The organism is Sulfolobales archaeon, from assembly GCA_038881635.1.
Lineage (GTDB): Archaea > Thermoproteota > Thermoprotei_A > Sulfolobales > AG1 > WYEN01.
Window position 1 is genome coordinate 119,249 of sequence record JAVZPJ010000004.1, and the last position, 13,310, is coordinate 132,558.

A 13,310-nucleotide genomic window follows, 5' to 3' on the forward strand; every position below is an offset into this window, starting at 1 on the left:
TGATAATGGGTGGAAGCACATCTAGATTTCTCTATCTTGAAGAGAGAATCGAGATCCCTGAAAACGTCAGTGTTGAGATCTCTGGGAGGAGGGTAAAGGTTTCAGGTCCTAAAGGTTCTATAGAAAAAGATTTCAGCTTCGCTAGAAGTGTTATCATTGAGAAGAGTGGTAATGAGATTATTGTGAAAAGCTATCTGGGAAGATCTAGAGAAAAAGCTATTGTAAGAACCATAGCTTCTCGCATAAGAAATATGGTGAGAGGTGTGAGAGGAGGATACAGATACTATCTTAAGATAATATTCACACACTTTCCAATGAATGTTTCGGTAGAAGATGGCAAGGTTGTTATAAGAAGAATTCTGGGAGGTAGTGATGTTAGAATAGCTAAAATACTCGAAGGCGTTAAGGTAGAGATAAAAGACAGAGATATAATCGTTGAAGGAGTAGATCTAGAAGCTGTTTCCCAGACCGCTGCAAATATTGAGAGAGCTGCAAGAATCACAGGATTTGATAAGAGAGTTGTTATGGACGGCATATACATATATAAGAGGGAGGTGATAGAAGGTTGAGCACTAGCACAAGTGTCAGCTCTAGAGAAGTTCTGAAGAAGAGAAGCAGAATACGAAAGCTTATCAAGATGAAGAAGAAGCCTGAGTTTATAAGATATCTATGGTGGAAGTTTCCAAAATTCAAGAATAACCCCTCATGGAGAAAGCCTAAGGGTAATGATAATAAGCTAAGGTTAAGACTTAAAGGTTATCCTCCTATCGTTGAGGTAGGGTTTAGAAGTAGCAGAGAAATCAGAGGTTTACACCCCTCAGGTCTGAAACCTGTGGTTGTATCTTCGATGAAAGAAATTGAAAAACTAGATCCTTCCAAGCATATTGTATATATAAGCTCTAGCGTTGGTATGAGAAAAAGAATTGAGCTTATTAAGCTTCTTGAGGAGAGAGGGTTTAGAATAGCTAACAGAGGCGGTGGTGGCTAGATTGGATCTGAGTATTCAAAGAAGACTTGCTGCAGAGATCCTAGGCGTGGGAGAGAATAATATCAGATTCAATCTTGAGAGATTAGAAGATATATCAAGAGCCTTCAGAAGAGAAGAGATCAAGGCTTTGATAGAGGATGGAGCCATATACTATGTAAAGCCCCATAGAAATAGCAGAGGCAGAATTAATATTCTTAAAGAGAAGAAGAGAAAAGGTAGGAGGAGAGGTCAGGGTAGTAGGAAGGGTGCTAGAGGAGCAAGAGCTGATGAAGAAGAGGTATGGGTTAACAGAATTAGAAAAATCAGAAGATATCTAAAGTATCTTAAGAACTCTGAGATAATAGATTCGAAGACTTTCAGGAGACTCTATAGAATGGCTAAGGGAGGGCATTTTAGAAGTCTTGCATCGCTAAAGCAATATCTAGAGGCTGAAGGGATCATAAGATCTAGAGGGTGAAGTTCATGGCTAGAGATGCTTCTTACAAGGTTCCTAGAAGAAGAAGAAGAGAAGGTAAGACAAACTATTACAGGAGATATAGGTTTGTCAGCTCTGGAAGATATATAGCTGTAGTGAGATTCTCGAATAAATATGTTAGCGTTCAGATAGTAAAGCCTACTATACTAGGAGATGTAGTAGTTGCTGCAGCTCATAGCAGAGAGCTTTACAAGTACTTTGGCTGGAAAGCTGGCGGTAAGAATACATCAGCATCTTATCTAACAGGTTTTCTCGCAGCAGTAAGAGCTAGGTTCATGGGTGTGAATGATTGTGTTCTCGATATAGGTTTGAAGAGACCTACTAAAGGCTCTAAAGTATTCGCTGTTGCCAGAGCTTTTAGAGATGCTGGTCTGAAGATTCCCGTGGATGAGGATATGATACCTTCTGAGGAGAGGATTAAAGGCTTGGTTCTAGCTTCATATGCTTCAAAGCTCTACTCAGAAGATGTGGAGAGATTTAATAGACTTTTCTCAGAGTATCTTAGAAGAGGTCTTGATCCTAGACAGCTTCCAGATCATTTTAATGATGTTTTTAATAAGATCGTGTCTTACAGTGAGAAGTTAGGTGTAGAGGTGAGAGTTGGTGAGTGAATTCTCTGAGCCTACGGCTAGGGAGACTAGTGAGTGGATTCCTAGAACACATATCGGAAGACTTGTTAAAGAAGGTAAGATAGTTTCCCTGAAAGAGATATATGAGAAGAATGAGATCATTAAAGAACCTGAGATAATAGATTATCTGATAGGTCCTGAGCTCAAGCATGAGATCATAAGCATTGATATTGTTCAGAAAATGACCGATGCGGGGAGAAGGACTAAGTTCAGAGTTGTTGTTGTAGTTGGAAATATGAATGGATACGTGGGATTAGGAGTGGGTAAAGCTTCTCAGCTTAGAGAAGCTATTGACAAAGCTATTAAGAATGCGAAGCTTAATATAATACCTGTTAGAAGAGGTTGTGGAAGCTGGGAGTGCAGGTGTGGAGAGCCTCACTCCATACCTTTCATGATCTCTGGAAAGGAGGGGAGTGTAAGAGTGGTTCTCAAGCCAGCTCCTAAGGGTACAGGTCTTGTGGCAGGTGATATAGCTAAGATAGTTCTCAGATATGCTGGTATAAGAGATATATGGACGTGGTCTAGGGGAAAGACTTCTACATCTCTGAACTTTGCTAGAGCCGTGTATAATGCTCTTAAGAACTCATATAGGTTTACTACGGTGAGTGACTGGAGTAGGTGAGTGATGATGGTTCTAGTGGCTATAGTAAGACTCAGGGGTAGAGTTGATGTAGATCCCGATGTAGAGTATACTCTAAGACTTTTAAGACTTTATAGAAAGTTTCACGCAACATTATACCCTAGAGAACTTCCAGGCTTTGAGGGGATGCTTGAAAAAGTACAGCATTGGACGACTTGGGGTGAAATAGATCTTGATACTCTTAAAGAGCTGCTCGTAAGAAGAGGCGAGATACCTGGAGGGGGGAGGATTAGTGATGAGTACGTTAGAGAAAGACTCTCTCTTAACAGTGTTGAAGACCTCGCTAGAGAGCTTTATGAAGGAAGAATACTTCTTCACAAACTAGGCGGAATTATAAAACCTGTTTTTAGATTACACCCTCCTAAGGGAGGTTTTAGAGGGAGTATTAAAAAGCCTATAAAAGAAGGTGGAGAGTTAGGTTACAGAGGTAAGGCTATAAACGAGCTGCTTAGGAGGATGATGTGAATGGTTGTGAGGAAGAAGAGGAAATCTAGAAAGCTTAGAGGAAGAACTCGAACCATGGGTTGGGGGAGGATCGGGCAGCATAGAAAGTCGGGGAGTAGAGGAGGTAGGGGTGCTGTAGGTTTTCATAAGCATAAGTGGATTTGGGTTGTCAAGTATTATCCTGATTGGTATGGTAAGAGAGGTTTTACACCTAGGAATCCTTCTTATGAAGAAGAGGTTAGAGAAATCTCTCTAAGAGATCTATCAGATCTCGTTGAAAGACTCAGATTAGAGAATAAGATTACCTATACTAGCGAAGGAAGAATCAGAATAGATCTCAGGGAGCTAGGTTTCAACAAGTTATTAGGAGGAGGAAAGATCGAGTACGCTCTTGAGGTTATAACTCCTAGTGCCAGCAAGAAAGCTGTTGAAGCTATTCAGAAAGCTGGAGGGGTAGTAAGAATAGAGAGATAATCTGAGAGATTAGGATGAGCTATAAAGAGCTTTATCTAAACCCCAGACCTAATATTTTTGGAGGAGTGTCTTGGAGGAGAGATAAAACTCCTATAAGCTTCATAGGTGTTCCTTTCGATAGTACTGTAAGCTACAAGCCTGGAGCTAGATTTGCACCAGATTCTATCCGTATAGCCTCTAGAAATATAGAGCTCTACAGCATGAGAAAACAGATCGATGTAGAAGAGCATGGGGTATACGATGAAGGAGATATAGCTGTGATTCATGGAGATGTAGAGAAAACTCTTGAAAGAGTTGAGAAGGTTTTAGGAGAACTCTTCAAAGAGGGTAGATTTCCTATAGTGGTCGGCGGAGAGCATACCATAACTTATGCAGTAGTTAAAGCCTTGTCAAGACGTGATCTAGGTTTAGTGGTTTTTGATGCACACCTAGATCTGAGAGATAACTATCTGGGATTAAAATATTCACATGCTTCGGTTATGAAGAGGATCTCCGAGATCCTCGATCCTGGAAGTATCTTCTATATAGGTGTTAGAGCTGTATCTAGAGAGGAATTAAACGAGCTATCAAGACTTGGGCACGAGTATGTGAGCTCTATATCTCTTAGAAGACAGGGTGTTAGAGAGATTGTTAAGAGATTTGTAAGATGGTCTGAGAGGTTTAAGAGAATATACCTGTCTATAGATATTGATTCTTTAGATCCCTCAGTAGCTCCAGGAGTTGGAACGCCGGAACCTGAAGGTCTTATGACATGGGAGCTTCTAGACTTGTTAGACGAGATCATAGATCAAAGGGTTGTAGGCTCCGATCTAATGGAGCTAAATCCTCTTAACGATCCTTCGGAGGTGACAGCGATGTTAGGCTCTAGAATTATCATAGAGATCTCGGCTAAGATACTTACTCTTAGAAAGAGATTAGAATAGATGAGAACTTCATAATCTAGATCCTAGTACTCTACATTAATCTTTTTATGCTGCTATTATATCTCAGAAGACTTGATAAAATAGATCTAGTGTTCCTAAAATGATTTAAGTTCTTTCTATGAGATTTAAAACCTTTGATACAATATATTGCTGAGAGAAACTACGTTGATGATAGACACGAGGATGAGAGACAGAGAAAAGACTATAGAAGCTGAAGATATAATCATAACTCATAGAGACGCCGATGGTGTTGGTGCACTGGTTAATCTTATGAGGTTAGGAGATCTAGAGAATCCTAGAGTGCTATATGTGAATCCCGAAGATCTCGGGAGGATTATTAATTTTATTAGAAGAAAACTTAGTGGTAGAATCAAAAGGATTTTTATAATGGATCTGGCTCCAAATAAAGATTCTATAGAATATATAGTTCAAGAGATTAATATTTTAAAGAGATCTGATATTAAGATTTTCTGGATGGATCATCATGTATGGGATGGTGCTTGGTTTGATCTTCTTAGAAGATCTGGAGTTGAAGTATATCATGATCCTAACACCTGCGCGACAGGTGTTGTAAGAGCATTCTTTAATTCTCAAGATCTTTTTACAATAGATCTTGAGAGGGTTATATGTTCAATAGATCTGTGGAAATTCGAAGATCCTAGAGCTCCTTGGTTTATGAGGATTATATCATACGAGGATAGAGATGAATGGAGGAATAGGATTGCGGAGATCTTGATTAAAGCAGATAGAGTAGAGGATCTGATTGAATGGGGTAGAGCATATGTTGAGAAAACCATTGATAGAGAGCTTAGAGAATATAATCAGTATGCGAAGAAGAGTATTATAAGAAATGTCAACGGGATCAAGATAGTAGTTGTGGTTAAGAAGAGCTCGTCAGCAGCTGGAGTGAGCAGTCTAGCTCATTATCTTCTCTCTCTATATGATGCCGAGATAGTTGCAGTCCTCAGATCTAATGGTTCTATAAGCTTCAGATCTAAGAATTATAATGTAAGAGAGATAGCAAAAGCATTAGGAGGAGGAGGTCATGTGAAAGCTGCTGGAGCTAGAATAAGAATAAGTTTTATAGATAGAATCCTTCTGAGCATAGGATTAGAAAAACCCCTGCTCCTGAAAACACTTAAAATACTAGAGAGCTTGGTCAAGAATCCAAAAGATTGAATATCTAATACCTACACACTCAATCACTCTCAAAAGACTGATCCTATGCTTCCAGTAGCCAGATTCCACACCTATGCTGCTGATCTATTCTAACCTCAGTAACATATAAATTCAGGGTAGTAATTCAGATTTGAGTGGAGGTTAATTCAAGGTCTTGGAGATGAGTCCTGAGAAGATGTCGAGCAATGTGAGAGAGATAAGTAGTAGTGTTGATAGAAAGTATAGAGCTCTTCTGTGGACGGGTAGAGATTTCAAGAGTATTTCTATCTCCACAAATCTTGCTAATAGAATTTATGAGAGTATTCTAAGCATGCTTTCTAGTGAGAATCTTAACGAGGATGAAAGTGATCAGGGAACTTTAAGAAGGATCAGAGTCTTAACAGTTAGAGAACAATATAGGAGAAGAGATATATTCATCTCTGTGTATAGCTCGATTCTTAAGATAGCCTATGTAGATCTTCCTATGATTCTTAAAACCTTCGAAAGTTTTCTAAGCAACGAGATAATATGCTTATCGGCATACTATGTTCAAGGCGGTATGTATAGAGAGATAACAGGAGTCTGTGGAGGTAGAATATGTGAGAGTGCTAGTTGTAAGAGTGGAAGGATAAGACCTTTGATAGCAATAATATCTGAGGAGGATCTAAGTGATAGACTTCAGGATCTAGAGATAGATCTATTCGAAAACTTCGTAGAACAACTTACAGCTCTTGAGAGAAGATTAATAGAATTACTCGGTCTAGAGAAGATCTCATATCCTGCTGAAGCTTTCTCCATCAAGTGGATTAGGCTTAAGAAAAGCGAGAGCGAAGCTGTTGAGGTTGTTATTAGAGAAGGTTTTGATAACCTGGTTATAAAACTTGATCTGAGGAAGCCTACATGGGATCTACTTATGTTCCCAAGGAAGATAGCATCAGAAATTGAAACACTTGTTGTCAACCCTATAAAAAAGAATTATAAATTTGCACCTAGAGGAGTTCTTCTGATAGGACCTCCAGGCGTTGGTAAGAGTGTTCTGGCAGAAGCTGTGGCATCTAGCATAGGTAGAAAAATATTGGATCTGAAACCTTCAGTGTATAGATCTATGTGGTATGGAATGACAGAAAAGATCCTTGATAGAATACTTAGAAGTATCACATCTAGAAGAGACATAGCTCTTCTGATAGATGATGCAGAATTTCTAGTCGGAAGATCCTTGGCTATACACGAAGTTCATATAAGCGAGATATCTATACTTCTTAACTATCTTCAGAACCCTAGCAGACCTATAGTTCTTCTTACATCAAACACGCCAGCACTAATAGATCAAGCCTTGCTAAGACCTGGTAGAATAGATGTGACCATAGTATTAGGATACCCTGATAGAGAGAGTAGAAGAATGATAGTTGAGAACGTTCTTAAGAACTATGGTGTTGAGAACTACTCTGAAGATATAGTAGAAGAGATCGTGAGAAGAACCAGATGGTTCAGTAGTGCAGAAATAGATTCTCTAATTAGAATGATTCTTTCCAAGGGTGAAGGACGCATAGATATAGAATCGCTTGAATGGGCTCGAAAGAGATTTAAGATAGATCCAAATGCTAGAGCTTCAGAACAACAGCTTCTCAGATGGAGTGCAAGTACTCTTAATAATCTAGTGATCCAGCACATACCCGATGAAAATGAGATCTGATTAATATGCTATCGGCTACCATTAAAACAGTAAGAGTAGAAGATCTCAATTCAGTTTCACACTGATCTGCTACAAGGATCTAGAGAAGAATACAATCTATAACAGGTTGCGAAGCATTCAAGAGAATATTTGAGCACGACCTGATCTGTTGATCTTAAGAGAAAGAAATGCTTATATAACTAGAAAAAGACATCATTAGTAGGTGATTGAAACGGAGTACATATATGCAACACTACTCCTTCACTCAGCAGGTAAAGAGATTAGTGAAGAGAGTATTAGAAAAGTTCTAGAAGCTGCAGGAGTAGCAGTAGATGAAGTAGAACTTAAGAAAGTTGTTGCAGCGGTAAAACAGATCAATATAGACGATGTTCTTAAACAAGCTATGGGAGTACCTATGGTCGCTGCTCCTGTAGCCTCAACCTCTCCACAGCCTTCTACGCAGAAAGAGTCTGAGAAGAAAGCTGAGGAAAAAGCTGAAGAGAAGAAAGAAGAGGTATCTGAGGAGCAGATTGCTGAAGGACTTTCAGCATTATTTGGATAGTCTTCAAGGAATACGCAGATACAAGCTTTATAATTTATTAGTTTCTCCTTCATGTAGGTAATGAGGTTCAGCTCTTACGCAGGTTTGTATCGGTTGTTTTTATCGCCTCATCTCTGTTTCCTTCTCTCGATAGATAGCTGTTCATAGTTTTCACGCTTTTTATATCCAGCCTCTCAGCTATCTATCGAGAGAAGGGATGGTTAAAATTCTATTTCTTACTATGTCTCGCTATGAAGGTTTTTCAGCTTGTCTATTATAATCCTGTGTACTTCTTTGTTTGAGGATACGATGATCGTACCAATCCTTGAAACATTTGATAAATCAAGATCTAACTCTCCACCTTTGTGATCTGTTATGAAAGCTCCTATAGATCTTCCGAAGCCATATGCTGCGGCTATATCAACGTTTCTTAGTCTCCGCCTTAGATCTATGAATGCCATGTAGTCTCCGATCGATGCTTTAACAATATCTAATGCCGCAGATCCTAGGGATCTTATCTTGGGTTTTTCAAGTGCTATCCATAGATCGTAGAATAACTTTATTGTATCAAGATCTTCGAAGTATGATATTACAACCTTCTCAGGATTCTCTCTCTTCCTTACACGAGAATTATTTATATAAGCTCCTAATCCTCTTGCAAATCCGTAAACTCTCTCTCTAAATATCTCGGAAACAACTCCTGCAACAATATCAGGCTTGTTTTCAGAACTCGATCTAATAGCTACAGCTATGCTAACAGAACAATATGGTGTATCTGTAGCATAGTTTATGCTTCCATCAAGAGGATCTATTATAAAGATCATGTTTTCTTTTAAATCTCCTAAAACACCGCTCTCCTCGGTGACAATCATAGCCTTAGGATGAATTCTTCTAATTTCTTCTACTATAAAACTTTCAAGCTCTAGATCTATCTCTCTAGATTCGTCTCCAGATTTGTTTAAGCCTTTTACAAGGATCTCAGAAGGATCTCTAGCTCTTTCAAATGCTATTCTAGAAGCCTCTCTAGCGATCCTATATATATCCTTGTACAAATCCTCTATAGAATCCTTCATATACTCTTCATCCACATACTCTTAAGAGGGGGAGGATATTTATACTCCTTATGATTTTAGTAGGAAGGAGGGATTATGAGAAGAATTAAGATTGCTGAGCCTATGATAGGAGAAGAAGAATTAAGATCTATTGAAGAGGTGATAAGATCAAAACACTTAGTACATGGGAGAATAGTAGAAGAATTTGAAAGAAGATTCGCAGAGAAGCACGCTTGTTCTGAGGGCATAGCAGTAGCCAACGGAACCGTAGCTCTTGAAACAGCCTTGAGAAGTATTGGCGTAGGCTTCGGAGATGAGGTTATAGTTCCAGCATTCACATTCATAGCAACAGCTAACGCAGCTATGATGCTCGGTGCGAGACCTGTGCTCTGTGATATAGATCCTGATATACTCACATTAGATCCTAGGTGTGTTGAGAATAATGTGAGAAGGAATACTAGAGTTATAATACCAGTCCATCTCTTTGGACATCCAGCAGATATGGAGCCTATTCTTAAGATAGCGAGAGATTCCAACGTCTATGTTCTAGAAGATGCAGCTCAAGCCCATGGAGCTTTATACAGAGGAAGACCTGTAGGATGTTTAGGAGATATAGGGATTTTCAGTCTCTATGCAACTAAGAATATAACTAGTGGTGAAGGTGGTATAATTACCACTAACGACTCTAGAAGAGCTAGGTTCATGAGATTATTCAGAGATCAGGGTCAGAGTGGAAAGTATAATCATGAGATACTTGGAACAAACTATAGAATCACCTCAATCCAAGGAGCTATAGCTCTTAAACAACTTGAGAAATTAGATTTATTCAATAACATTCGCAGACGCAATGCTAGAATGCTTACAGAGAGATTGAAAAAGATTGAGTGGATTAAAACTCCTGTAGAGAGAGAATGGGCTTACCATGTTTATCATCAGTATGTAATAGTTCTTAAAGAGGATCCTCCTATATCCAGAGATGCATTGAGAGAATATCTACTTAGAAACGGTATTGAAACAGCGATACACTACCCAGCACCTATAAATGAACAGCCTCTCTATAGAAAACTCGGGTATTCAAGCGAGTGCTGTCCTGTATCTAGAGAGATCTCGCGAAGGATTTTAAGTCTTCCAATTCATCCAGCTCTTACAGAGGATGATATAGATTATATAGCTAGTGTTTTTGAGAAGATATAGATATACATGCTGCTCTACCCCACTCATCGTACACATAGTAGCATCTGCTTCTAGGCATATCATATAGAAGAGTCCATAGTCTTCTCTCTATCTCGAGATATCTCATAAATCTATCTAGATCTCCTTCTCTAATACTCTGGATACTCTTCAAAGCTGTGTACCCGACTAGTTTTGTTACAAGATCTCCGATCTCGTTCTCGAGAAGAGTGGAAGGGATCTCACGAAGTTTCACATGTCTCACCAACTTCATTGTAAGAGAGAGAGTTCCCGGATCTGGTAGCTTGATAATCTCATCACCTCTTCTGAAAGCTATGCTCATTCTTTCAGCTATTGAGAATCTAACTCCTTCAGCGTGTGAAGAGTTTAAACCTAAGGATCTGTCTATGACAATCATAGATTTAGCAAGATCTATGGGATCTACTTCTCCAACTATGCGAGAAGTCACGGCTGTTGTTATAATCATGTACAGAGGTAGATAAAGGATTTCTCTCGTATCGTATGAGAGTGAAATTCTGATACACATATCCACTCCAAGCTCTTCAGAAAGTCTCTCGAAAAATCTTATCAGAGTTCTGATGATATCTCTTCTAACTCTTACACCTCCCTCGATTCTAAGATCACATCTTCTCCCTATACCAATCTTTCCATATATATCGATAGTATTATTAGAGTTTATCACGGCTATAGGATTGTTCCTCCCAGGTATTGGAACACCTATGATAGGTATAGGTATCCTATATACTTCTCTCAGATCTAAGATATCTTCTTCTGTCATCTGAAAAACCTTAAGATCTATACAGCAGTCACAGAAGCATATCCTACAACCATGTCTCTTTCGCCTGTCACATCTCCTGATGTAGCGTATTTAAGCACTTCAGCTCTCGTAAAGCCCATAAGCCTAGCAAGTTCTATAAAGATCATCACAGGACCCGGTCCACATGCTGTGTGTCCTACTCTCTCTATATAGCTATAGAATCCTTCTAGATCTAGGTTTTGAACAAATTTCAGAGCTTCAGAATCTTTAGCATATGCTTCTTCATAAGACTCATAATGAGTCCAATCACTCGATGCTATGTATATGAAATCTCTCCCAGTCTTCTCATGAGCTTTAACAATAGCCTTAGCCAGGTCTTTCGCAACATCAGGTTTCTGAAGCATTATAACAATAGGAACTATCTTTATATAGTCTCCGAAGAGATGTTGTAAGAATGGTAGTTGAACTTCTACAGAGTGCTCCATATAATGAGCTGATATATCATCATCGAGATAGCTGCTCTCGCGGATAATCTCTTTCGCGAATTCATTATCAACTTCAAGAGATCCTAGTGGTGTCTCCCATACATAGTTTAGAGATGTGGCTACGAGAGATCCCATACCAGTATGATTAGGTCCTGCTATGATCGCTACCTGAGGAGTTCCTCCTCCTGCGATTCTATAGTAGGTATGAGAGGCTACAGGCCCACTATACATGTAGCCGGCGTGAGGTGCTATGAAGAGTCTTGATCTAGGATCTCTCTTTTCAGCAACCACGGGAAGTTTTCCAACACCTAGCGGATGAGTATAAGCCCATTCAATTCTCCTGAGAAGTCTGTCTCTAGAACTCTCATAAAAAGATCCGGCTACAGCAGGGTATCTCTTCCTCAAAGCCACACACCTTATAAGTTATAAGAAGCCTGGATAATAACATTGTAGGAGTATTCACAAGATGATGAAGGGTGCAAAAGATGAGAGATGATTAACGCGCTCTTCGCTGAATCACAATGCATGTGAAATGAAATTATGAGATTAAATCCATATCATCTCTTAGAATCATCCTACTGATAGTAGTGCGAGAGTATCTCTCTAAGATTTTTGCATTGCATGTTTCAGCTATTTCAGCTAAAATCATGACAACCTTCCTCACCTCATGAGAGCTTCGTACTTCAGGATGGGGAGGAGGTCAGACTAGAGATAGAAATAGACGTAGAGTTTCAACACTTCTTTGAACACCCTCGAGAGACATAGGTAGGAGATTAATTCAGGAGGATAGAGATAGAACAATGAGATCAATCGACGTATAATAATATAAGAGCTGAACTCTTAATAATAATATTGAGAGTAGATGCCCTATAGTGGGCCCGTAGCTCAGCAAGGCAGAGCGGCGGGCTCCAGTCCTCTGCGGGTCTTAAGACCTCTAGATGAGGGATGATGTGGGACTGGAGCTGGAGAGACCCGCAGGTCGGGGGTTCAAATCCCTCCGGGCCCACCACAGTAGGAGGAAGAGGCTCCTAATATGAGGATCTTTTTAAATTTTTTCTTGCATAGAATAATAGAATTCTGGCATGGGAATGAACTCTGATACTGGTAGAGTGGATGTTCATCATGTGGTTTCAAGGATTGTGAATAGGTATATAGCTGTGTTAAGTGATGAAGCTGGTGAAGGTAATGTTAGAGAATGGCTGATTCGGTTTCGTGAAAAGCTTTGGAAGTTATGTCAGAATCCTTCAGGTCTCTGCTCGGTGGACGTACTTAATAGCTCTATAGAAGATCTTCTTAGATCATATGAGAGATTTCTATACGAGACAGCATATGCTTATGAGATTAAGCTAAGGGTTTATGAGATTCTTCTGAAGATACTCTCAGAGATCGAAGATTATCTGAGAACCAGATCTATAACCGGCTTTTCTTATAGTAGTAAGCTGGAGAAACCTTCTATGCATAGAGTTGAGATAGTATTCAAACCAGGTATAGATAAGAGAGAGAAACTCCACCTAGAGATCTCAGGATTAGGAGGGTATTATGAGAGTTTTACTATTTCATCATCTAGAAATCTTATAGAGATGCCAACAGGATCCTACAAACTCAGACTTCTCAAAGGCGGTTCAGAAGTCTATAGAGAATCATTTAAAGTCTCAGGAGATGTAACCTTATCCATAGCTTTAGAAAAGGTTTTGAAAAAACATTCTGAAGCTATGAGACGTGGAGCTAGAGAGATTGGAAGAGTAGCGGGTGTGGGTAGGTGGAGAGTGAGAGCGTCTCTGAAGAGGATCGTAAGGGTGGTGACCGACTTAAGATATATAGCTGTGATTCTCATACTAATGATATTAGTATTGGATCTCATAATACTTTTAAGATAGATTT

16 protein-coding genes and 1 tRNA gene are annotated in these 13,310 nt (G+C 39.3%); 14 read left to right on the forward strand and 3 right to left on the reverse strand.

The window, feature by feature from the left end; genetic code table 11:
• Nucleotides 1-5 precede the first annotated feature (5 nt).
• The 11 genes from QXS89_04245 (at nt 6) to rpl12p (ending at nt 7,965) form a co-directional block, all read left to right on the forward strand.
• The gene (locus tag QXS89_04245; protein MEM3831385.1) at nt 6-569 is read left to right on the forward strand and encodes a 50S ribosomal protein L6; all 564 of its coding nucleotides are present in this window, start codon (nt 6-8) and stop codon (nt 567-569) included.
• Complete coding sequence (locus QXS89_04250) at nt 566-988, forward strand: 50S ribosomal protein L32e (protein ID MEM3831386.1); 423 nt, start codon at nt 566-568, stop codon at nt 986-988. Before QXS89_04245 ends, QXS89_04250 begins: the two co-directional genes overlap by 4 nt.
• A 1-nt stretch (nt 989) precedes the next feature.
• On the forward strand, nt 990-1,445 hold the full coding sequence (locus QXS89_04255; protein ID MEM3831387.1) for a 50S ribosomal protein L19e: 456 nt from the start codon (nt 990-992) through the stop codon (nt 1,443-1,445).
• Nucleotides 1,446-1,450: 5 nt separating this feature from the next.
• On the forward strand, nt 1,451-2,074 hold the full coding sequence (locus QXS89_04260; protein MEM3831388.1) for a 50S ribosomal protein L18: 624 nt from the start codon (nt 1,451-1,453) through the stop codon (nt 2,072-2,074).
• Complete coding sequence (locus QXS89_04265; GenBank protein ID MEM3831389.1) at nt 2,067-2,714, forward strand: 30S ribosomal protein S5; 648 nt, start codon at nt 2,067-2,069, stop codon at nt 2,712-2,714. Before QXS89_04260 ends, QXS89_04265 begins: the two co-directional genes overlap by 8 nt.
• Before the next feature lie 3 nt (nt 2,715-2,717).
• Entirely contained in the window at nt 2,718-3,197 is a 480-nt protein-coding gene (locus QXS89_04270) for a 50S ribosomal protein L30 (GenBank protein MEM3831390.1), read from the forward strand.
• Nucleotides 3,198-3,650 (forward strand): uL15 family ribosomal protein, encoded by a 453-nt coding sequence (locus QXS89_04275; protein ID MEM3831391.1) that lies wholly within the window; start codon nt 3,198-3,200, stop codon nt 3,648-3,650.
• Nucleotides 3,651-3,664: 14 nt separating this feature from the next.
• Nucleotides 3,665-4,573 carry an agmatinase gene (gene speB, locus QXS89_04280; GenBank protein ID MEM3831392.1) on the forward strand — a complete coding sequence of 303 codons (909 nt, stop codon included), beginning with the start codon at nt 3,665-3,667 and terminating at the stop codon, nt 4,571-4,573.
• 168 nt (nt 4,574-4,741) lie between these two features.
• Nucleotides 4,742-5,752 carry a DHHA1 domain-containing protein gene (locus QXS89_04285; GenBank protein MEM3831393.1) on the forward strand — a complete coding sequence of 337 codons (1,011 nt, stop codon included), beginning with the start codon at nt 4,742-4,744 and terminating at the stop codon, nt 5,750-5,752.
• A gap of 160 nt (nt 5,753-5,912) precedes the next feature.
• A complete protein-coding gene (locus QXS89_04290) occupies nt 5,913-7,424 on the forward strand; it encodes an ATP-binding protein (protein MEM3831394.1) in 1,512 nt (503 codons plus the stop codon).
• 202 nt (nt 7,425-7,626) lie between these two features.
• A complete protein-coding gene (gene rpl12p, locus QXS89_04295; GenBank protein MEM3831395.1) occupies nt 7,627-7,965 on the forward strand; it encodes a 50S ribosomal protein P1 in 339 nt (112 codons plus the stop codon).
• Between the two features lie 218 nt (nt 7,966-8,183).
• On the opposite strand, the gene QXS89_04300 is transcribed toward rpl12p, so the two are convergent.
• Entirely contained in the window at nt 8,184-9,017 is an 834-nt protein-coding gene (locus tag QXS89_04300) for an inositol monophosphatase (protein MEM3831396.1), read from the reverse strand.
• Between the two features lie 75 nt (nt 9,018-9,092).
• On the opposite strand from QXS89_04300, the gene QXS89_04305 reads away from it, so the two are divergent.
• Nucleotides 9,093-10,190 carry a DegT/DnrJ/EryC1/StrS family aminotransferase gene (locus QXS89_04305; GenBank protein ID MEM3831397.1) on the forward strand — a complete coding sequence of 366 codons (1,098 nt, stop codon included), beginning with the start codon at nt 9,093-9,095 and terminating at the stop codon, nt 10,188-10,190.
• Here the strand turns inward: QXS89_04305 and QXS89_04310 are convergent.
• Both QXS89_04310 and amrB read right to left on the reverse strand, forming a co-directional pair.
• Entirely contained in the window at nt 10,168-10,965 is a 798-nt protein-coding gene (locus QXS89_04310) for a hypothetical protein (protein ID MEM3831398.1), read from the reverse strand. The genes QXS89_04305 and QXS89_04310 overlap by 23 nt on opposite strands.
• 17 nt (nt 10,966-10,982) lie before the next feature.
• Nucleotides 10,983-11,834: an AmmeMemoRadiSam system protein B gene (gene amrB, locus QXS89_04315; GenBank protein MEM3831399.1), complete on the reverse strand. Its 852-nt coding sequence runs from the start codon at nt 11,832-11,834 to the stop codon at nt 10,983-10,985.
• A gap of 469 nt (nt 11,835-12,303) precedes the next feature.
• Between amrB and QXS89_04320 the strand changes: the two genes are divergently transcribed.
• Nucleotides 12,304-12,438, forward strand: a tRNA-Trp gene (locus tag QXS89_04320).
• Between the two features lie 79 nt (nt 12,439-12,517).
• Nucleotides 12,518-13,306, forward strand: a complete 789-nt coding sequence (locus tag QXS89_04325) for a hypothetical protein (GenBank protein MEM3831400.1) — start codon at nt 12,518-12,520, stop codon at nt 13,304-13,306.
• Nucleotides 13,307-13,310: the final 4 nt, after the last annotated feature.

Excerpts from the sequence above, each read along its gene's own strand:
- QXS89_04325 (MEM3831400.1), top strand. The coding sequence starts at position 12,518 with ATGAACTCTGATACTGGTAGAGTGGATGTTCATCATGTGGTTTCAAGG.
- QXS89_04285 (MEM3831393.1), top strand. The coding sequence starts at position 4,742 with ATGATAGACACGAGGATGAGAGACAGAGAAAAGACTATAGAAGCTGAA.
- QXS89_04275 (MEM3831391.1), top strand. The coding sequence starts at position 3,198 with ATGGTTGTGAGGAAGAAGAGGAAATCTAGAAAGCTTAGAGGAAGAACT.
- QXS89_04270 (MEM3831390.1), top strand. The coding sequence starts at position 2,718 with ATGATGGTTCTAGTGGCTATAGTAAGACTCAGGGGTAGAGTTGATGTA.
- QXS89_04260 (MEM3831388.1), top strand. The coding sequence starts at position 1,451 with ATGGCTAGAGATGCTTCTTACAAGGTTCCTAGAAGAAGAAGAAGAGAA.
- speB (MEM3831392.1), top strand. The coding sequence starts at position 3,665 with ATGAGCTATAAAGAGCTTTATCTAAACCCCAGACCTAATATTTTTGGA.
- QXS89_04310 (MEM3831398.1), bottom strand. The coding sequence starts at position 10,965 with ATGACAGAAGAAGATATCTTAGATCTGAGAGAAGTATATAGGATACCT.
- QXS89_04300 (MEM3831396.1), bottom strand. The coding sequence starts at position 9,017 with ATGAAGGATTCTATAGAGGATTTGTACAAGGATATATATAGGATCGCT.
- QXS89_04305 (MEM3831397.1), top strand. The coding sequence starts at position 9,093 with ATGAGAAGAATTAAGATTGCTGAGCCTATGATAGGAGAAGAAGAATTA.
- QXS89_04290 (MEM3831394.1), top strand. The coding sequence starts at position 5,913 with ATGAGTCCTGAGAAGATGTCGAGCAATGTGAGAGAGATAAGTAGTAGT.
- QXS89_04245 (MEM3831385.1), top strand. The coding sequence starts at position 6 with ATGGGTGGAAGCACATCTAGATTTCTCTATCTTGAAGAGAGAATCGAG.